The following is a 21713-nucleotide window of genomic DNA, read 5'->3' on the forward strand; positions in this document are numbered from 1 at the left end:
GCAATTACTACTATTACTACTATCATAAAATACTGGCCAACGTTGCTATAATCCCTTTAGGCTCTGGCGAAGCGTATTAAGGTATTTCATCGGTAATTTTAGGTCATAGTTTACTTTAACAAGGTTATTACTACGGTCAGCATGAAAGGAAAGCCATAAATAAAATTTATCATCCCTTCTATTGGATTTTAATAGCTTTGTCATGTATTCAGGTCGGAATAAAGGTTGTAAATAATGCGCATCAATGCCTGAAAACTCATAATCTTCGTTATCACTAAGCAAATAAGTTTTATTATCCGGTGTTTTAACAACACCTCGAATCAATATTTCTTCACTTTCCAAGCGAGTCATATATTTGTAAAAGAGCGTCGTACTGTCGTAAGCAGGTGGCGTATTGTTACTGGAGCAAGCTGCTAATAATAAACAAAGCAAAGAGATAATTTTTTTTCATAGGGTTCCTTACAACTTACAAATAGTTGGGCTTTTAACAAAAGTATTTCAACTTGTTCTTATATATAAGAATGTATTATGTTCAGAATCTCCAATAGTTGCCTTTTGCCTTACTTGATTTAATCGTTCAATCTGCTCTTCAATATTTCTATTAAAATCAAAACGAAGCATACCATCACTCTTAAGACTCCAAAATCCCATTCCTTGGTCAAAGAAAATTTTCATGGTTTTTCCCGATTTAAATTCTAACTTCAAGGAGCGAGCATGTGGAAGATCTTTATTATTTGTTGATACAGATACTTGTACAGAAAGTGCCGTACGCTGAGATATGTATCGTTCTATAACCTCACTGTAATCTAATTCATTTTGCCAGTCATGTTTAAGCAAATAAGAATTTTGGTAATTACTCTTATTTACATAGACAGTGTTAATATAAACTCTAGGATTTGATTGATTTGAGAATGCTTTTATTATTTCCCCTAGTAGTAATACAACTATTGGATTACGTAAATAACGATCACAATATGTTAATGATATTACTTCTTCATTTTCAAATAAGTTTTTAAAATGAATATTATTTTTTTCTAATAGGGATTTAATTCCTCTCCCAAAATAATTTACTTGCTTGCCACTAAATTCATTATTTATCTCAATAATTGATTGGCTTACTGGTGATATAGATTTTTCAAAAACTACTTGTTCACCAAATATTTCCGATTCATCATATGAATAAAAAGTTAAACTTCCAGAATCTAGCCAATTATCACCCAATATTTTACTAGATTGTTCTGAGCTAGCAAGTGTAATACATCCTTTATCCGATGTTGCTTGGTAGACAATGTTTTTATTGGTATCTGCATAACTGATTTTTATACCTAACAATTGGATGTGATAAAAAAATTCTTTTATTTCATCATTTAAATCCTTTTTAGGAATAATAAATTCAATATTTATATTTTCTGTTATTAATGGTATTAATATGTTTTTAACTTTACTTAATGAGATATCCCATTCGTCTATTTTTTCAGATAATACAAATTTTATATTGTAAATATGGTTGTTTATGAGGTCATTTAATTTCTCTTTTAGATTAAGTGCACTATATTTCCCATTTTTAATAGAACTTTGATATTGTTGTGGTAATGAAAGGTGATTTTCAAAAGAACCTAACCATTCTAGAGCTAATTTTCTGTTTAATTTTTCAAAATCAAACCTAGAGTCGTATTCCAATAAGCAATGATTACAGTATGTTTCACATTCAAGACAATGAAGAATAGATACCATTTTTTTTAGAATATCAGATATATGGTGAATAGCATTGCTTGAAAATCCAGCACCTCCAGATATGGTATCGAATAATTGCAGTGCAAAGGTGTTTTGTTTTCCAGGTAATTTGACAGGACGGATACTATATTGAACTTCATTATTCGAAATGCCAAGTTGTTCTGTTAATGCTCTTCTTAATGCTACACTTAATGTTGTGGCAATAGAAACATCTTTATCGCTATTAGATAAATAGCCGTTTTCAGGGCTTTTTAGAATAATTTCAAACACGTCAGTATATGTAGAAACCCCTAAATGAATATTTTTTAAAATATTACCAGTACAAGGAGTTCTTGATTCTCCCTCTTTAATATTTACTGCCTTGGGAGAGTAATGTATTGCCTTGGGATTCTCTGGATCTAAGTTTTTAGGGAAATGGTTGTCTTTAGTCATCGATTCGGCTCTACCGCATTCCATACAGACAGCATACCCATTTCCACCAAAACCAGAATTATGATAAAACACATGACCTTGTGAATCTGCTCGCATCATCCCAAGTTCAGGCGTTGGTAACGATTTCATTTTAGTTTTTGCAATTACCCAGGCATTTTGGATTGGTAAAAAATGATTTTCTGCAACATTATTTGATAAATGTTGGTAAAAATCGACTAAAAATCCAGTTGGTTGAATTGTTCGTCTTTGATATTCATCAGGAATATGAGATTCACATTGAGAACATTTCAGTTGCTCATATTTTTCTGAGCCTGTTTCATAACCTGATTCTCCGCAATGAGGGCAACGCCATGCAATATCAAATTTCTGAGCTTCTTTTGCATTTTGTTGATGTATTTTTTGCCAATTCAAAGTAATTCCAGCACTACGGTAAACTACACCGTCTAACGCAATATCTACGCCAGGTGCATATTCTCGAATAGCAACTGGTAATTCTCTACTTGGTAATTTTTTATTTCTCTGACTATTATAACTTTCTTGCTTAAATTGAGATAAATTGTCAGTTACAAGTTCTACAATATTTGTTGGAAATCCGTAAGCCGGCAAGAATGATTTTTGAGCAAGAGAGTTAATTAAGTAATCATCAGATAGCCGTTTTTTGGCTTGTGTCAAGCTATAATGGTAATGTCCTGTAGATGTTTTTAACTCTTTTTGAATATACTCATATTCTTTTAACCAATTCTCATTTAATTTTTTAATAGATTTAGATGTATCAGAATAGATTTTTCTGATAGAACTATTTTGTAAGCAAGTTCCTCTTGTAATTGTATTTATAGAGGTATTGAATTTCTCTTGGGTATCAGAATTATTTAGCCATTTTTCGAATTTATCAGCAAAAGAAAAGCTATTTTCTCCTTCTGCTTTTCCATAAAACCATTCACTACTTAATTTTGTTCGATCCTTTGATATACCAAGTGAAAGAAGATATTTACCCAATAAAAACGCATTCAAATGTCGTTGCACTACTTTTGGGGAACTAAATTCAACATATGGCGCAGGAATAGGTGTAGTAAAGGCCCATTTAGGGTTATTGAATACTGCTTGGTCATGAGGATTATCTTTGCATAGAGTAAAGCTAATTGCTCTAGCCTCTTGAGAGCGTCCAGCACGTCCAGCTCGTTGCAGATAATTTGCTGGATGTGGAGGTACATTATTCATGATAACAGCAATAATTCCTCCTATATCAACCCCCATTTCCATTGTGGTAGAGCAATTTAGGACATTTCTTCTACCTATTTTGAATTCTTCTTCATATTGTTTCAGTTGATCTCGATTTTGCTGGGCTGAATGTTCAGCAGTTGTATAAAAATAACCACCTTCTACGGCACTATCATTTATATCGGTCCATAAATTTCGCTCTCGTAGTTTTTGTATTTCAGCATTTTCAGCAATTTGCTTTCTTGTTAATTCAATATATTCTATGTATTCATTACTCGTTTCAAATTTCCATAAAGAAGGTAATTTAATTTCTTCACATTTAAATTCTTTTAAATCACTTGTTTTGGCAATCTTTCTAAATGCAGATGGGATATAGGGAGTAAATCCTTTAAAAGTTGTATCTAGTAATTTATTACTAATTGGACAAATAAAAGCTTTATCCAATATAGATAGACTTACATTACTTTCGCTAGGCGTAGCGTGACTTTTAAAATCTAGTCGATATTTCTTTTCTTGCTCGGTTAGAATATTTAATCGTGTAGTTAATTCATCCCAAGCAGCTTTTAACCATTCATTAATGATATCCGCATCCGCATTATTTTCTGGTTTTAACCCAGACCCAGCTGAAAGCAAACTAATTAAGCGCTGCTGTTCAGCCTTTCCAGCTTTTACTTGAATCCAATGGCGCACTTTTGTCTCACTTTCATCGGATGATCTTGGACTAATTACACTACGTTCATAAACAGGTAATCCTACCCATCGTTTTAAGGTATCTTCAATTTTAATAAAGAAATTTTCACGTATATAGAAATCTAGTGCTATTTTGAGAAAATCTTTCCAGTCTTTAAGAGTAAGTCCTCTTTCTGACCAATAGTTGTTAGGTATATTGGTAACTTTATTTAATGCAGGATAAACTAATTTGACTAATCCCTGCGTTTCAAGATTATTACGGTTTTTAGGCCGTCGCATAAATTCACGTAATAATAATAAACTTGCTAATCGCAAGCTTCCCTCAGTATTATCAAATACATTAGGGGCAAGCTTGTTATTTTCTTCAACCATGATTTGATCAAGATCTTTAGATAACTCAGCTATCATTTCAGACCACGATTTTGCAAGAGGTACTATTTCATCTTCAGATTGTAAATATGCTTCAATTTCTTGTCTTGTTTTTTCATCGTTAGAAAAAATTTGTTGTAGTGTATCCCAATTTTGCTTTAATAGATTTTTAGGCATACTGCCCAGTCCTTGCATTTTATTTTTAAGATCATCTGAAAGTATGCTTTTACTTTCAACCATGCTTTTTAATTTTTTGACAACTAAACCTCTTAAGCGAGAGCGTTCGGCATCTTGCTGCATTTTTATTGACATTTTTGCAGTACCTTGACGACTATCAGTAAATGTAATTAATCGTTTGCCTCGACTTGGTTTATCCAACTTATCTTTTTCAATTTCAGCACAATATTCTAGAACAGTTGGTGTAAGGTTTATGGTATAAAAAGGCACACTTAATAAGCTTCTTCGCATGGCTTTCCCATAAGCTCCACGCCCGGTATATCCACAGAATGAACAGGTTTGAGTATTGGAATGTAATTGGTAATACGAAATACCTTTTTCTTTTATATCTTGAGAGTGACCATCACGATCAAAATACCGATGAACATAATCAGCATGTTCATTCCGACTTAAAAGTACTTCCTCGCTAGAGCTTAGTTCTCTTATTTCAGGTATTTCCATTTCCTCAGGGAGCACTTCATCTAATAAAGCAAATTCATCCTCGGCTTTTCCTATCCATTGTACTAATTTTTCATTTTTTAGATTCGCAAGTAAGTGTGGAGAATTACATTCTTCACAAAATACGAGTTCTAGCACAGCTGCACCACAGTCACACTTTGTACGCTGTTGACTAAAGACTTTACCGAATGCCCAATTTTGTTTTAGTGGTGTATGTTGTTTGGCTGGACAGTTAGGATCAATGCATGCCCATAACCCAGATAGAGTTCTTTGAAAATAATGCGCACGTAATTTTAGGAATGCTTCGCTAGATGAATCTTTTTTTGTTGACGTTAAAAGATCAAGCCAGCGGTATAATGTAGGTTCATCAAGATCTATAAATTTATTCAATGCATCTTGAGTAGAAACTATTTTATGAGCAAATAAATTTCGGATTTCAATAGCTTTTGGTGAGCTAAGTAAGGCATTGAAGCGTAGCTCTGAAATTTCATTTTCACTTTCAATTTTTTCAATATCTTCTAATGTAAGTGATTTTTTGGGGAGTGTAGAAAGGGCTGGAATTTGACGTTGTCCTCCGATAACTGCAATTTGTGATTCAGAAATATTGGCTAAGTTAGATAAATATCGTTTTAGCTGTGTTTCAGAATCTGTCCCAGCAATCGTTGCAGAGGTGGCAACAAAACGAATATCTTCAGCTTTTACTTCAAATGCATTCATAACTCGACGCAATTGTAAGGCTAATTCAGCTGCTTGTGAACCGACATAAGTATGAGCTTCATCAAGAATTATCCAGCGTAATTTTCCCTTAGATTTATTGATAATGGGAGCATCTATTTGTCGAATTAACATATGTTCCAGCATAGTGCCATTTGTTACTAAAATAGGCGATGGATTTTCTCTCAATAGTTCACGAGATAAGACTTGCTGAGGTGTTAGTTTTTGGGCATGTTTTACTGTATCGGAAAACTCTTCTGTTTCTCCATTATACAAGCAGAATCGTAATTTATCTCCAAAGTGGCTTGTCCAAGCACTTAATCTTTCTTGTTGAGAGTTGATTAGTGCATTTAGAGGATAAAGAAATAGAGCTCTCACCCCCGTTAATTGTTCATTATTTTGAGCTGTTTCTCGGTAAAGATCTTCTAATACTGGAACCATAAAACACTCTGTTTTACCTGAGCCAGTACCGCTAGTAATAATTCTAGATTGCGTATTTCTAGAAAGTAAATCTTTCCATGCTTGGTATTGGTGTTTGAAAGGATACCAATACTTCTTAAATACATATCGGTCATTTTTATCAGAATTAAGGGCTTCAATCACAGCTTCAGATAGTAGTCCTTCTCTACCTAATTCTTCCATTTTATGAATATGTTTTTCCCAACTAAACATAGGTTCAAAAATAGGTTGAGTCACGAAAGCTTCGCACTGAGTCATTTGTTGACTTAAGTGATTTCTTAATTCTGGTTGTGATATACCTAAAATACTTAAAGACGCTTCTTTTGCTTTATTATTTGTTTGTGTTCTTAGTTTTGAAAAATAAGCTTTCATATTATTCTCGCCATTATTACTTTCTAGAATTGGTTAAGGTATTCAAGTGAAAATAAATAAACTGGTTTAAACCAATCTGGATCAAATTCAATAAGAGATTTAAAAATATAAAAATCTTTATCTGTAATATCTCTCAAATCATTAAATTTAGCTTTTCCAGTTGTAACAGCTGCAGCAAAGAAGGGAAAATATACTACTGCTTGATGTGCTTTACTATAGAGTGGAAAATTTAATGCTGGATGATTTATCTCGATCCATTCCATAAGTTCTTCAGAAAACTCAGAAATCCAATATTCTTTAAAGTGTCTTCTATTTAATTCTTGATACCATTGAGGTAATATGGAATTATGCATTATAGATATTGGTAATATGTTACTTTCTTTCTTTTTTATAGCTGGTGCAAAGTAATAAATTTTATCGATTTTATTTTCTGATAAAGCATTTAATATTTCTGATGGAAGTTCCTGGTATTTTTGTATAAACCTATTGAGTTGATCATGCCATGTAGATATTGGTATAAGTGTCCAAATAACATTATATTCATCTTGTAATGTTTGCATGATTTTATCTGTTTCATCATGTCTTACCACGAACATGACTAGAGCTTCATAGTTTTTAATCAATTCTTTCCATACTAAGAATGTAGGGAGAGGTAAATAGTTAAACCCAGAATAAAGCTTATCTAAATATTCCCATCCAGGATGATTTATGTCTTTTGCCATTTTATCTAATACTACTTGGATACCAACCTGATATTGCTCAGGTGGAAGCGATATAGCATGTTGTAACTCTTCTTGAATTGGAATTAAGTGTGTAGCTTGAATGAATTCCGCCCTAGTTTGTAAGATAGATTCTTTTTTTGGAATAATTAAGCTTGGACTGTGAATTTGATTAGGAAGTAAATATTTTCCTTTATCATCCAATATTAAAGAGTCAGTTTCTAAAGTTGTTAAAGATAATAATTCTAGTTTTATATCTTTGTCATGTATATCTATAACCCCATCTTTAATTGAAAGATTATCACAATAAAGTTGAATATTAACTTGTCTGATTTCTACATTGTTTTTTGAAATAATTAATTTTATTTTTTCATCTAAAACTCCTGTTGAAGATAGTAAAGATAATATCTCTTGACGTAATTCATATAAGTTTATGTCAATAGGCTTATCGTTAATATGGTAAGTCCAATACTTCTGATTGTTTAAGCTATTTTTTATGTCTACAGTATATACCGTGGCTGTATTAATATCAGGATAAAAACGTAAGCGACATCCTAAAAGTTCTTTTAAAGAAAGCGTTTCATTAATTGGAATTTCATTCTGATCTTTATTTAATAATACCCCAGAAGAAGGGAAAGGGAGCTCTATATCCACAGATGAGCTTAAATTACATCGGATTCTAATTTTTAGTATAGATGGGGGAATTGAGTTGCTTATTACATGTAGTTTTTTCCCAATATCAGGAATGGGGGTAATTTGGCTACTTAAACCATCAGATAAGTTTTCTATTGTAAATGATTGAGATGTTGAAAACTCAACTATCCCATTTTTAGGTGTTCTGTTGTTATATAATTTTACTTTAAAATCAGGAGGAAGAATGGATATTTTTTTCTTAAATATAGTATTGCCTTCACCGTCTAAGATTCGAGCATAGTTACTACCATAAATAGAGTTATCATGTTGATTATTTAGAATTTCTAAATTGAATACATCATTCTTTTGACTAAGCTTCGGTCTGCCTAAATAGATAGGGTTTCCGCTAGGTGTGAAATAAGGCAACATGTGTCCAACAATCTTTATTTCCTCTCTAGTATGGTTATTTAGGCTTGAAATAAAGAATTTTTCACTATTTTGAATAATTACTATTTCGCCACTAAATCGATAGTGTTTATATTTACTAGTTTCATCAATTTGTTGTATTTTGGAATGAGGGCTAATTAACTCAATCGTTGATGATTTATTCACCATGAGATGTAGTGATGTCTTTTTTTTCTTTACACTACCTATTCCCATAACTTGAAGACGTTCCTCATCACTTAAAATTATGGGCATATCATCAATTAATAGTTCACTTTCTATAAGAGGCTCTTGATAAACAATCATGCCTTGTTGTGTAATGACCAACCTTAGCGGCATTTCATAGTTTATTCTTTTTACATTCACATTAGTATTTCGTAATTTAATCTCCACTCTCTCTTGGTTCGATGAGTCACTGTGGTTCAGATATGCGGAACTTATTTCACTTAAACATCTATTACCTTCATAAAGATAAAGAGTCAATCTCTGCGGGGCGATTTTTTCAGAAGGGATAAAACTAAAAACTTTAGGAATATCTAGTGAAACACTAAATTCAGTGTTACATAAAGATGATAAATATTGTTTAATGGTAAGTTTATTGTTTAATTTTAATCTTTTTTCTTTAACTACTGAATTAAATAGCCCAAGCATAAATTTATCAGCAGTTTCATCAGTTAAAGGAATAGGAAATCTAATTCGCCAATCAGGGATATTTTCCTCAAGATAGCCAATTGGATCGGATTGATGGGCAAGATCATGTTTGTCGACTAAGGATATTAAATTACTTGCCATTTCTATGATTAAAGATAATGTTGTTCTCTCTTTAAATGCTTCGGGGAAGTAATTAAGAAAAGGTAGTAAAGAGTTCTGTTCTAAGATAAGTTGAGGATTTTTATAGTATAGGTCGAGGATCTTTCGAAATAATTCTTGGAATCGACTACCTTCTTGGATAAGTAATGAGTAAGGCAGACCACCTTCACGAAATATCGAACCAAGATAACTGTTATGAGAATTATTATATCGAATTATTTGTCTATTCCAATACTTAAGTCCATTCTGAACTAAGTAGCTACGAAAGTTAGTTTCTAATTTGATATTTAATGATTTTAATATAGGCTCCCAACTCCATTCCCCTTTATAAAACCTGCGATACCATTCTGAACAGTATAGACAGAATAGTGCTGGTAAAATATAATTTTCTTTGTCGTACTGAACGGCAGATTGTAAATATATTTTTAGTTCATTAAATTCACTATCGCTTACTTGGTAAGTATATAAAGGTGAACCATTAGGTTTTTTCAAGTCTCTTTTACCAAGAAAATTATTAAGCCACATGGAAGGAGAGATTTTATTTTTAAAATTATTCATTATATTTCCTAAAGGAATTATTCTAATATTTTCTGTATCATATATTCAATTTTTTATGAAACAAGAGCCTTTTATAAAATCTAAATTTATTTATGAAAGCTAATGAATGATTTAAAGTATTATAAATCTTACTTCATCGCAACCCCCAACCACTTCATCATCTCTCTCTCATCCCAGCCTTTACGTTTGGCATAATCTTGAGCTTGGTCTTCATCAATACGACCAAGTGTGAAATAGTTACTTGCAGGGTGGGTGAAGTACCAACCGCAGACAGAAGCTGCCGGCCACATGGCGTAGCTTTCGGTGAGTTTCATGCCGATGCGTTGTTCTACTTCTAATAAATCCCAAATCAAGGCTTTTTCGGTATGCTCAGGGCAGCTTGGATAGCCCGGTGCAGGGCGGATGCCGACATAGTTTTCATTGATTAAACCTTGGTTATCAAATTCCTCTTGCGTGTAGCCCCAAATGCGGGTGCGGAGTTCAAAGTGCAGGTATTCCGACATCGCTTCAGCTAAGCGGTCGCCCACAGCTTGTAGTAAGATAGCATTGTAGTCATCGCCTGCCGCTTTATAGCCTTCGACAAGCTCCATTTCTTCAATACCAGCACAAACGGCGAACATCCCCATCCAGTCTTTTTTTCTGCTTTCGCGATCGGCAATAAAGTCACTTAGGGCAAAGTTAAACGGACTTTTGCTGTTTTTGCCACGTTCTGTTTGCTGGCGTAAGCCATAAGCCGTGCCAATAGTTTGTGTGCGTTCTTCATCAGAGAAAAGCACGACATCATCGCCTACACGTTCTGCAGGGAAAATGCCTAAAATACCGCTTGGGTTGAGTTTATGGTTTTGCTCTAATTCATCTAAAACCACTTGTGCATCGTTCCATACTTTGCGTGCTTCTTCGCCACCTTCTGGATAATCAAAGGCATCAGGGTATCCGCCCATTAAGCCCCAAATGCGGAAAAATGGCGACCAGTCGATAAATTTACGCAACTCGGCAATCGGCACATTTTTGAATTCCACAATGCCCGTTTGATTTGGTGTTGGTGGCACGTAATCTGCCCATTCACCACTAAAGCCATCAAAGCGGTTTGCACGTGCTTCTTCAATGCTTAATTGTTTACGAAGCGGTTTACGGTTAGAGAAAGATTGCTGAATTTTCTCGTAATCTTTCTTGAATTGTTCCCACAATGCCGCACGGCTTTCAGGGTTCATCAATGTCGCACACACCGTTACCGCACGAGAGGCATTTGAGGTATAAAATACGCCGTGTTCTTTATATTTTGGATAAAGTTTAATCGCCGTATGTTCTTTCGATGTAGTGGCACCGCCAATCAACACAGGCAAACTCAAACCTAAGCGAGTCATTTCACCGAGGAAGTATTCCATTTCGTCTAAAGATGGCGTAATCAAACCACTCAATCCGATAATGTCGGCTTTTTCATCAATGGCGGTTTGAATGATTTTGTCCGCTGGTACCATAACGCCTAAATCAATCACTTCAAAGTTATTACATTGCAACACCACGCTCACGATGTTTTTGCCGATGTCATGCACGTCGCCTTTCACGGTAGCGATCACCACTTTACCGTTACTGGATCCTTTTTGTTTGGTGGCATTGATAAACGGCTCTAAATATGCCACAGATTGTTTCATCACGCGCGCCGATTTCACCACTTGTGGCAGGAACATTTTGCCGTCGCCAAACAAATCGCCCACCACGTCCATGCCTGCCATGAGTGGACCTTCGATTACCTCTAACGGCGTTGGTAATTTTTGGCGGGCTTCTTCGGTGTCTTCGATAATGTGCGTAGTAATGCCTTTCACGAGGGCGTGTTTCAAGCGTTCTTCCACCGGCCAAGTGCGCCATTCGGCGACAGAATCCACTGCACTTTCGTCGTTACCTTGGTTGCGATATTTTTCCGCAATATCCAATAAACGTTCTGTACCATCTGGTGTACGGTTTAAGACGGCGTCTTCAATCACATTACGTAATTCCGGATCCAGATCATCGTAAATCGCGAGCTGTCCTGCGTTCACGATCCCCATGTCCATGCCTTGTTTGATGGCATGATAGAGGAACACTGCGTGAATCGCCTCACGCATGACATTATTTCCACGGAAAGAGAAAGAGACATTTGACACACCGCCCGAAATTTTGGCATGTGGCAAGCTGCGTTTAATACGACCTGTGGCATTAATGAAATCTACGCCGTAGTTATTGTGTTCTTCAATCCCTGTGCCGATGGCGAAAATATTCGGGTCAAAAATGATGTCTTCCGGCGGGAAGCCCACTTGGTTGACTAAGATGTTATAGGCACGGGTACAGATTTCCACTTTACGCTCTTCGGTATCAGCTTGCCCCACTTTATCAAATGCCATAACCACAACGGCCGCACCGTATTTATGCACCAATTTAGCCTGATGGATAAATTTTTCCTCACCTTCTTTTAAGGAAATAGAGTTAACGATTGGTTTACCTTGTACTGACTGCAAGCCCGCCTCAATCACTTCCCATTTGGAGGAGTCGATCATCACCGGTACTTTGGCTGCATCGGGTTCCGTCGCCATAATGTTGAGGAAACGGGTCATGCATTTTTTGCCGTCGAGCAAGGCTTCGTCCATGTTCACGTCGATGACTTGTGCGCCGTTTTCTACTTGATCGATAGCAATTTCAATGGCTTCAGCAAATTTATCTTCTTTAATTAAACGCTTAAATTTCGCCGAACCCGTCACGTTATTACGTTCGCCCACGTTCACGAACAGGCTCTCATCATCAATATTGAGTGGTTCTAAACCGGATAAACGCATGGCGGTTTTGATTTGTGGCAATTTGCGTGGCGGGATGTTTTCTACCGCTTCAGTAAAGGCTTTAATATGTTCCGGTGTGGTGCCGCAACAACCACCTATAATGTTCACAAAGCCACTTTCTGCCCACTCTTTTAAATGAGCGGCCATCTCTTCTGCCCCTAAATCGTACCCACCAAAGGCATTTGGCAAGCCCGCATTCGGATGCACAGAAACATAGGTTTCGCTGATTTTAGACAGTTGTTCAACATATTGACGTAATTCTTTCGGGCCTAACGCACAGTTCAAACCAAAAGTGAGCGGTTTGGCGTGGCGAAGTGAGTTGTAGAATGCTTCTGTGGTTTGTCCTGAAAGGGTACGACCGGAAGCATCAGTAATGGTGCCGGAAATCATGATTGGCAATTCCACGCCTAATTCTTCGAATACACTTTCAATGGCGAAAACTGCCGCTTTAGCGTTAAGCGTGTCGAAAATGGTTTCAATCATAATTAAATCCGCACCACCTTCGATTAAGCCTTTTGTTGCTTGGGCATAAGCATTCACCAATTCCATAAAAGTCACATTGCGGAAACCGGGATCATTTACATCGGGTGAAATGGAAGCCGTACGGTTTGTTGGCCCTAACACGCCTGCGACAAAGCGAGGTTTTTCTGGCGTGCTATATTTATCTGCAGCCAAACGAGCTAATTTTGCACCAACAAAATTGAGCTCATAAGCGATAGATTGCAAGTCGTAATCCGCTTGAGCAATCGTAGTTGAACTAAAAGTATTGGTTTCAATAATATCTGCACCCGCTGCCAAATATTTCTCATGAATAGCGGAAATTAGCAGTGGTTGAGTCAATGTCAGTAAGTCATTATTACCGCGTAAATCGACCGCACTTTCCTTAAACCGCTCGCCGCGAAAATCCGCTTCGGTGAGTTTATATTTTTGGATCATCGTCCCCATCGCACCGTCTAAAATGAGAATACGATTTTCTAGAGCTTGTTTAAGTTGAGCGGTTTTATTCACCATAATTATTTTGTTCCGTAAATCTTAAATAAATAACTACGGAATAATAGGTGTAAGGGCTGGGGGTGTCAAATGTTAGAAGGAAAGTGCGGTTGGGAAATAAAATATTTTTTATATAAGAAAAATAAAAAGTTTATGCAAAACGGTTGAATTATTGCTCAAAAATCCGTTAGCATAGCGGCGTATTAGTTTATCTAATATGTTAAGTTTAACTATTATTAACTAGAGGATCTCTTCATGAAGAAACTTATCGCAGTTGCGGTGCTTTCTGCATGTGGCTCGTTAGCTCATGCAAACACCAACATTCCAAACTACAATACAGACGCCCATCTTTACGAATTCACGCAAACCTATGATTTAGTTGTGCCAAAAGGCTCGCAAGGACAAACCAATTTATGGGTTCCATTGCCATTTAATGAAGAATACCAACAAGTGAAATCGATTCACTTTGAGGGTAATTACATGAATGCCTATGTAACAGAAAACAATAAATACGGTGCGAAAACCTTATTTGCCACTTGGGATAAAGATGCACAAAAGCGTGATTTAAAAGTCACGATGGTCATTGAAACAAAAGACCGCGAACCAATGGTGAAAGGTGCTTTAGAGAATTATACTCCGCCAAAAGATATTCAGTATTCCGTGGATGTACAAGAGTACTTAAAAGCTACCCAACACATTAAAACTGATGGCATAGTGAAAGAATTTGCTGACAAAATCGTAGGCAAAGAAACAAATCCATTGAAAAAAGCAGAACTTATTCACCGTTGGATCGTAAAAAATATGGAACGTGATAATTCTGTATTAGGTTGTGGTGACGGCGATGTAGAAAAAATTCTTACCACTGGCGTATTAAAAGGTAAATGTACCGATATTAACTCTGTATTTGTGGCGCTTGCTCGTGCGGCAGGCATCCCAGCTCGTGAAATTTTTGGTATTCGCTTAGGTGCGGCAGAGAAAATGGGAAAATATTCCAAAGGTGCTTTCGGTAGTGCAAATGAACAAGGCATCGCAAACGTAAGTGGCGGTCAGCACTGCCGTGCTGAATTCTACCTTGCAGGGTTTGGTTGGGTACCAGTTGATTCCGCAGACGTTGCCAAAATGCGTTTAGCAGAGAAAAAATCTGTTGAAGATAAAGATACACAAGCCGTAGCAAAATATTTGTTTGGTAACTGGGAAGCAAACTGGGTCGGATTTAATCATGCCCGTGATTTCAATTTATATCCACAACCAGAACTAGCTCCGATCAATAACTTCGGCTATCCATATGCAGAAGTAGGTGGAGATCCGTTAAATTTCTTTGATCCAAAAGAATTTAAATATGACTACGTCTCTAAAAAGCTCTAATAAATCCTTTTGGGTTGCCATAGCCACCGCACTTAGCGCCGCGGTGGCATCAACTTTGTGCTGCATCGCACCATTAATTTATTTAGTGTTCGGCGTATCGTCTACTTGGTTGATTGGCTTAGGCGAATATGATTATTTGCGCATTCCCATGCTCATTATTTCATTATGCGCCTTTGCCTATGGATTTTGGCTGTTGATATTTTCCAAAAAAATCATTTGTAACAAATATATTTCCCGTAAAAAACTTATCGTTTTATATTGGATTGTCTTTATCGTGATGATTTTTTTCTTAACTTATCCAACAATTTTGCCTTGGACTTTAGAATTAGCGAATTAGGAATAAAAATGAAGAAATTATGTACCGCACTTTTGCTTTCGCTGTTTGCAATTTCTTTCGCCCATGCGAATGAAACCAAACAAATTGTGCTAAAAGTAAAAGAAATGAATTGCCAGCTTTGCGCTTACTTAGTCAATAAAGAACTGCGTAATATTGATGGCGTTATTTCAACAAAACCATCCATTAAAGATGGTTTAGTGACGGTTGTGGAAGATTCCAAAGTCACAAACCAGCAATTATTCGATGCGATTCATAAGCTGAAATATACTGCTGAAGTCGTGAATTAAACGCTAAATACCTAGCAAAAAAAGTGCGGTGAAAATTCACCGCACTTTTCGTTTCGAACAATTGAATTATTTAATCACACCACATGCCATACGTGGGCCGCCACCGCCAAGTGGAGCGGGATGATCGGAGTGATTATCGCCACCTGCGTGGATCATAATAGAGTGACCGCGAACATCATCTAAATGTTTAAGACGTGGTGCTAAAACAGGGTTAGTTGCAGTGCCATCATGTAATACAGTTAATGCAGGTAAATCACCTAAGTGTGCATCATCTTGCCATGGGTAACCGTGTTGTTTTGCACCTTTAGGATCCCAGTGACCACCAGCGCCTAAACCAGCTGTCAATTTACCCTCTTTTTCTTTTGGCTCACAGCTTGGGTTTTCATGGATGTGAAAACCATGCAAGCCTTCGCTTAATCCTTGTAAATTAGGGGTAAACACAAGACCATAGTTAGATTCAGTAATAGTCACTGTCCCCACATCTTTGTTACCGTTTACTGGATCAAGTTGTTGCACTTTCACTTCAATAGAAGCACCTTTTGGTGCCATATTGTGATCATGATTATGCTCATGTGCTTGCGCAACACCAACTGAACATACCGCACTAACCGCTAGTGCTAATAAGGTTTTCATATTCATTGCAATCTCCTTTATTGCAGTAAAAACTCATGATTATTTTAGTCAATTTCGTTTAAAAAGCCGACAAGTTTTTACGAAAATTTCACATTATTTTAAACATCCACGTACAATCAATACGCCAACATTTCGAGCTTGCGCGACAGCTTTCGGTTTACTCAGTTTCATTTTTAATCCTTGAAGTTGATAACGTGATTCAAGCAAATCCGCCACTTCATAAGCCACTCGCTCAATCAACAAGAAAGGTTTGCTTTCCACATAATCAATTATCACTTGACTCACTTCAGCATAATTCAAACAATATGCAACATCATCCGTTTCCGCAGCTTGTTTACAATCCCACGCCATTTCCAAATCAAACACAAGCTTTTGCTTAATTTGCTGTTCCCAATCATATACGCCAATTTGAGCAAAAACAGTCAATTCTTCAATAAAAACACGATCCATAAGATTTCCTCTAAAATTATTGTAGGCGTATGCTATCAACTTTGGGTAGAATAACGAATATTTTTTCTTGCTGGAGTACAAAATGAGCCTTTTTGCCCTTTTTTATATGCTTTGTGCCTATCTTTTAGGCTCTATTTCCAGTGCTATTCTAATTTGTCGCATTGCTGGCTTACCGGATCCTCGTCAAAATGGATCAAACAATCCTGGGGCGACAAATGTGCTTCGTATCGGTGGCCGCTGGTCTGCTCTCGCTGTACTAATTATTGATATTTTAAAAGGCATGACGCCAGTATGGGTTGGTTACTATTTAGGTCTCACACAATTTGAATTAGGCATGGTCGCACTAGGTGCTTGCTTGGGGCACATATTCCCAATATTCTTCCAATTCAAAGGCGGCAAAGGCGTCGCAACCGCTTTCGGTGCGATTGCTCCAATTTCTTGGGCTGTAGCGGGTTCTACATTAGGCACTTGGGTCTTCGTTTTTCTTATCAGCGGTTATTCTTCATTAAGTGCGGTTATTTCTGCTTTACTTGTGCCTTTTTATGTGTGGTGGTTTAAACCTGAATTTACTTTTCCCGTTGCCTTGGTCTGTTGTCTATTAATTTATCGTCATCACGATAATGTTCAACGTTTATGGCGCGGTCAAGAAGATAAAGTTTGGGCTAAATTTAAAAAGAAATAAAAAATTCACCGCACTTTTCTAAATTTCCACTGGAGTTTCCTGTGCATACTAAACGTTCAGTTTCCACTCGTATTGCTAAATATTTATTCATCATTCTCATCGTTGCTGGCGTGATTAGCTCGCTAAGTTTGGCAATTATGAGCAGTAATAAATATGATGCAGAAGCCATTAATATTTCAGGTTCTTTGCGGATGCAAAGTTATCGCCTGCTCTATGAAATGCAAGAACAACCAGAAAGCGTGGAAACGAACTTGCGCCGTTATCATATAAGCCTTCATTCATCTGCTTTACTAGAAGTTCAAAATCAATTTTTCACACCGAATGTATTAAAACATTCCTATCAAAACATTTTGCAACGCTGGACGAACATGGAAAAATATGCGCGCCAACACGATGTAAAAAACTATAGTAATCAGCTCACTGACTACGTGGCAGATGTTGATTATTTTGTGTTTGAGCTACAACGTTTCAGTGAACAAAAATGGATTTTGGGCGTATCAGTGCTCTTTTTCGCGATGTGGTTAATTTTACTCATGGTGTCTTATGTGATTTGGTACACACAGCGGGAAGTCGTAAAACCACTGCACTTAATGACTAAAGCCAGTATGCAAGTGCAAATGCGTCAATTCAATCACATTCCGCTAGATACAACGAAACAAAATGAACTAGGTACATTGGCGCGTATCTTCACACAAATGTCCACGGAGCTTGGGCAGCTTTATTCACGTTTGGAAGAAACAGTAAACGAAAAAACACAAAAGTTACGCCAAACTAACCGCTCTTTGACGACACTTTATCAAAGTTCTCAAATTCTTAATGCCAACACAATCAATGATAAAGTATTAAGCCAAGTGCTCGATCACATTCTGGTCAGCGAGAATTTGAAATATATTAAAGTTGAAGTTATGGGTGCAGAGCATTGGGATATTGCTTTTGGTACTCAAGATTTAGACTGCTCTTTGCAAACTGAGACACTTTCTGTCGATAACGAGGAATTCGGCGCACTCTCTTGGCAAGCAGGATTGCCTTGTCCCGATCCGAGAATGATGCAAAACCTTGCTCAAATGCTTGCACGAGCCCTTTATTTCCAAAAAAGTTTACGCCAACAAGAACAGCTCTTATTGATGGAAGAGCGGTCAATTATCGCACGAGAATTGCATGACTCATTGGCTCAAGTGCTATCGTTTTTACAGATCCAGCTTACATTACTTAAACATAACTTGAAAAAAGAAGGCGATTCATCCAAAGAACAAAGTTTGGTCATTATTCGTGATTTTGAACAGGCTCTTTCGAGTGGATATGCACAATTACGCGAGCTTTTAGCCACTTTCCGTTTAACTATACAAGAAGCTAATTTACAGCTTGCGCTAGAACAAGTGATTGACTCATTACGTTCACAAACAACGATGCAAATGAATGTTAATAGCCAATTGCCATCACAAAGTTTGAATCCACAACAACTGGTTCATGTGCTACAAATTGTACGTGAAGCCACCACCAATGCGATCAAACATTCTCAAGGCACAGCAATTGAAATTAGTGCCAAAATTAATGCAGAAGGCGAATACGAAATTTTAGTTGAAGATAATGGTATCGGTATTCAAGACCTTGAAGAGCCTGAAGGTCATTATGGGTTAAATATTATGACTGAACGTAGTCGCCAACTTAACGCAGAATTTAACATCATCCGTCGCGAACAAGGCGGTACACAGGTGAAAATCACGCTTCCACACGCATTATGTTGATTACGGTGGATATAATTATTCATAGCAGCTGGCATAAAAGATAAATTTTTTATGCACCCGATAATGGTATTTTAAATGCAAAATTTACAACCTTTTCACACTTTCCATATTCATGCTAATGCTCGTGAAATTATCGAAGCGCATAGCATTGAACAACTACAACAAGCATGGGCTCATTCAAAAGCGGAAAATTTACCCGCACTTTTTCTAGGTCAAGGCAGTAATATGCTATTTTTGGATGATTTTAATGGTGTGGTGATTTTAAATCGTTTAATGGGCATTACTCACCAACAAGATTCTGATTTTCACTACCTGCATGTGAATGGCGGTGAAAATTGGCATGAATTGGTGGAATGGTCTATTAACAATGGTATTTATGGATTAGAAAATCTGGCTCTGATTCCTGGCTGTGCAGGCTCTGCGCCCATTCAAAATATCGGTGCTTATGGCGTTGAATTTAAAGATGTGTGCGATTATGTAGATGTGCTTAATTTAAATACAAATGAAACCTTCCGACTCGACACAGAACAATGCGAATTTGGTTATCGTGAAAGTATTTTCAAACATCGTTATCAACAAGGTTACGTGATTACAGCGGTTGGATTAAAGCTCACAAAAAATTGGCAGCCTATTCTAAAATATGGCTCGCTTGTAGAATTCGATTCCAAAACGGTCACCGCTAAACAAATTTTTAATGAAGTCTGTCATATCCGTCAAAGTAAATTACCTAATCCCAATGAATTTGGTAATGCGGGAAGTTTCTTTAAAAATCCAGTGGTCAGTTCGGAACATTTTGAGGAAATCAAAAAACATCACGAAAATCTACCGCACTTTCCACAGGCAGATGGCTCAGTGAAATTAGCGGCGGGCTGGCTGATTGATCAATGCAATCTTAAAGGTTTTCAAATTGGCGGTGCAGCCGTTCATGAAAAACAAGCATTAGTATTAATTAACAAAAGCGGGGCAACAGGACAAGACGTGGTCAAACTCGCCCATCATGTTCGCCAAACTGTTGCAGAAAAATTTGGTGTATATTTACAACCTGAAGTACGATTTATCGGTGCAACTAGCGAAGTAAATAGCGAGCAAACTATCGCATAATTTATATAGATTAAGGAAATAAACTATGAGCTTTAAAGAAATTTTAGAAACCTTACCCACAATCGATCATTTAACCGGTTTAAATGTGATGGATGGTGAAACGATTATCCACAACATTCCAGCCATACCAGGTAAATTAGGTTCGCTTCGCCTTTATAATGCGTTGGCTGAAAAATTTAACGGGAAATTAAACCGCACTTCCGCACAACAAGGTGTTGAATGGTTTGCAGAACACGTCGAAGATGCCAAAGCAAATCCAGGCAAACATCCGAACATTGATTTATTATTTAAAGTGGTTGATGAAAATCTTAATTTAACCCTCATTCCACTTTGCTAATTAATCAGAATTAATTAGAATAATTGAACTTTTGATTGATAAAACCTGTCTTATTAACAAATTGGTTCAATAAGATAGCTTATTGTGCTATAACTAGGTACATTGATTGGCAAAAGCCAAAATAAAGAAGGGAAACGATGGATAAAGAAACACAAATGATGTTAGTTCCTCAAGGCAGTATCGAAGGTTATATTCGTGCGGCAAATGAATATCCGATGCTGACCGCAGAGGAAGAAAAGGAATTGGCAGAACGTTTGTATTATCACGAGGATTTAGATGCAGCGAAAAAACTCATTTTGTCGCATCTTCGTTTCGTGATCCATGTTGCGCGTGGCTATTCTGGCTATGGTTTGCCACAAGCTGATTTAATCCAAGAAGGCAATATCGGCTTAATGAAAGCTGTTAAACGTTTTAACCCTGAAGTTGGTGTACGTTTGGTGTCATTCGCTGTGCATTGGATTAAAGCTGAAATTCACGAATATGTTCTTCGTAACTGGCGTATCGTAAAAGTCGCAACCACGAAAGCTCAACGTAAATTATTTTTCAACCTACGCAAAACTAAACAACGTTTAGGCTGGTTTAATGAAAATGAAGTTGATATCGTGGCAAATGAATTGGGTGTTTCCAAAGAAGATGTGATCGAAATGGAATCGCGTATGAGCGGTGCCGATGTAGGTTTTGATTTACCCACTGATGATGCAGAAACAGAGACCTATTCTCCCGCCCTTTATTTGGAAGATAAAAGTTCTAATTTCGCAGCGGAGCTTGAAAATGAAAACTTTGAAAGTCAAGCAACCGAGCAATTAGGTGCAGCGCTACAAAGCCTAGATGCGCGTAGTCAGGATATTATCAAAGCTCGTTGGCTAGATGATAACAAAGCAACACTACACGACTTAGCGGCAAAATATAATGTCTCTGCGGAACGTATTCGTCAATTAGAAACTAATGCACTGAAAAAATTAAAAAGTGCGGTGAGTTTTTAAATAATTTAGAAAAGTGATCTGCACCCCAAAAGTTGGACTCAACAAACCAACAATTGAGGTGCAGATTTTTTATGGGTAAACACTACACAATCGAATTTAAATTACAGGCTCTCCAACCTATTTTGAATGGGAAAATGAGTATTAGAGAAGCTGCGCGTTTTTACAATAT

General features: G+C 36.8%; 14 protein-coding genes. 8 read left to right on the forward strand and 6 right to left on the reverse strand.

From position 1 onward, the window contains the following. Positions 1 to 45: 45 nt before the first annotated feature. The 4 genes from DV434_RS10985 to metH all read right to left on the reverse strand — a co-directional run bounded on the left by DV434_RS10985 (position 46) and on the right by metH (position 13645). Positions 46 to 351, reverse strand: coding sequence for a hypothetical protein (locus tag DV434_RS10985; protein ID WP_239992760.1), 306 nt, complete (start codon positions 349 to 351; stop codon positions 46 to 48). A gap of 147 nt (positions 352 to 498) precedes the next feature. Then, the gene (locus DV434_RS05390) at positions 499 to 6663 is read right to left on the reverse strand and encodes a DEAD/DEAH box helicase (protein WP_118785395.1); all 6165 of its coding nucleotides are present in this window, start codon (positions 6661 to 6663) and stop codon (positions 499 to 501) included. Positions 6664 to 6686: 23 nt separating this feature from the next. Then, positions 6687 to 9827, reverse strand: coding sequence for an STY4851/ECs_5259 family protein (locus DV434_RS05395; RefSeq protein WP_118785396.1), 3141 nt, complete (start codon positions 9825 to 9827; stop codon positions 6687 to 6689). Positions 9828 to 9955: 128 nt separating this feature from the next. Beyond that, entirely contained in the window at positions 9956 to 13645 is a 3690-nt protein-coding gene (gene metH / locus DV434_RS05400; RefSeq protein WP_192881483.1) for a methionine synthase, read from the reverse strand. A 234-nt stretch (positions 13646 to 13879) separates the two neighbouring features. Between metH and DV434_RS05405 the strand changes: the two genes are divergently transcribed. From DV434_RS05405 to DV434_RS05415, 3 genes are read left to right on the forward strand one after another with little or no spacing between them, the layout of a single operon-like run. After that, positions 13880 to 14989 carry a transglutaminase-like domain-containing protein gene (locus tag DV434_RS05405; protein WP_118785398.1) on the forward strand — a complete coding sequence of 370 codons (1110 nt, stop codon included), beginning with the start codon at positions 13880 to 13882 and terminating at the stop codon, positions 14987 to 14989. After that, entirely contained in the window at positions 14964 to 15326 is a 363-nt protein-coding gene (locus DV434_RS05410; RefSeq protein WP_192881484.1) for a hypothetical protein, read from the forward strand. The genes DV434_RS05405 and DV434_RS05410 overlap by 26 nt, the downstream gene beginning before the upstream one ends. Before the next feature lie 8 nt (positions 15327 to 15334). After that, positions 15335 to 15613, forward strand: a complete 279-nt coding sequence (locus DV434_RS05415) for a heavy-metal-associated domain-containing protein (protein WP_118785399.1) — start codon at positions 15335 to 15337, stop codon at positions 15611 to 15613. Between the two features lie 66 nt (positions 15614 to 15679). Here the strand turns inward: DV434_RS05415 and sodC are convergent, their stop codons facing one another. Together sodC and folB are read right to left on the reverse strand one after the other, a co-directional pair. After that, on the reverse strand, positions 15680 to 16252 hold the full coding sequence (gene sodC / locus DV434_RS05420) for a superoxide dismutase family protein (protein WP_005626862.1): 573 nt from the start codon (positions 16250 to 16252) through the stop codon (positions 15680 to 15682). Positions 16253 to 16339: 87 nt separating this feature from the next. Further along, positions 16340 to 16696, reverse strand: a complete 357-nt coding sequence (gene folB / locus DV434_RS05425; protein ID WP_118785400.1) for a dihydroneopterin aldolase — start codon at positions 16694 to 16696, stop codon at positions 16340 to 16342. A gap of 82 nt (positions 16697 to 16778) precedes the next feature. On the opposite strand from folB, the gene plsY reads away from it, so the two are divergent. The 5 genes from plsY to rpoH all read left to right on the forward strand — a co-directional run bounded on the left by plsY (position 16779) and on the right by rpoH (position 21544). Continuing rightward, entirely contained in the window at positions 16779 to 17378 is a 600-nt protein-coding gene (gene plsY / locus DV434_RS05430; RefSeq protein ID WP_009500818.1) for a glycerol-3-phosphate 1-O-acyltransferase PlsY, read from the forward strand. A 41-nt stretch (positions 17379 to 17419) separates the two neighbouring features. Then, positions 17420 to 19123, forward strand: coding sequence for a nitrate/nitrite two-component system sensor histidine kinase NarQ (gene narQ, locus DV434_RS05435; RefSeq protein WP_118785401.1), 1704 nt, complete (start codon positions 17420 to 17422; stop codon positions 19121 to 19123). Positions 19124 to 19198: 75 nt separating this feature from the next. Beyond that, positions 19199 to 20224, forward strand: a complete 1026-nt coding sequence (gene murB / locus DV434_RS05440) for a UDP-N-acetylmuramate dehydrogenase (RefSeq protein ID WP_118785402.1) — start codon at positions 19199 to 19201, stop codon at positions 20222 to 20224. Between the two features lie 25 nt (positions 20225 to 20249). After that, on the forward strand, positions 20250 to 20561 hold the full coding sequence (locus DV434_RS05445; protein ID WP_118785403.1) for a DUF2322 family protein: 312 nt from the start codon (positions 20250 to 20252) through the stop codon (positions 20559 to 20561). Between the two features lie 137 nt (positions 20562 to 20698). Then, a complete protein-coding gene (gene rpoH, locus DV434_RS05450) occupies positions 20699 to 21544 on the forward strand; it encodes an RNA polymerase sigma factor RpoH (protein WP_005626842.1) in 846 nt (281 codons plus the stop codon). Positions 21545 to 21713: the final 169 nt, after the last annotated feature.

The sequence above is a fragment of the Haemophilus haemolyticus genome (assembly GCF_003493685.1).
GTDB lineage: Bacteria > Pseudomonadota > Gammaproteobacteria > Enterobacterales > Pasteurellaceae > Haemophilus > Haemophilus haemolyticus_O.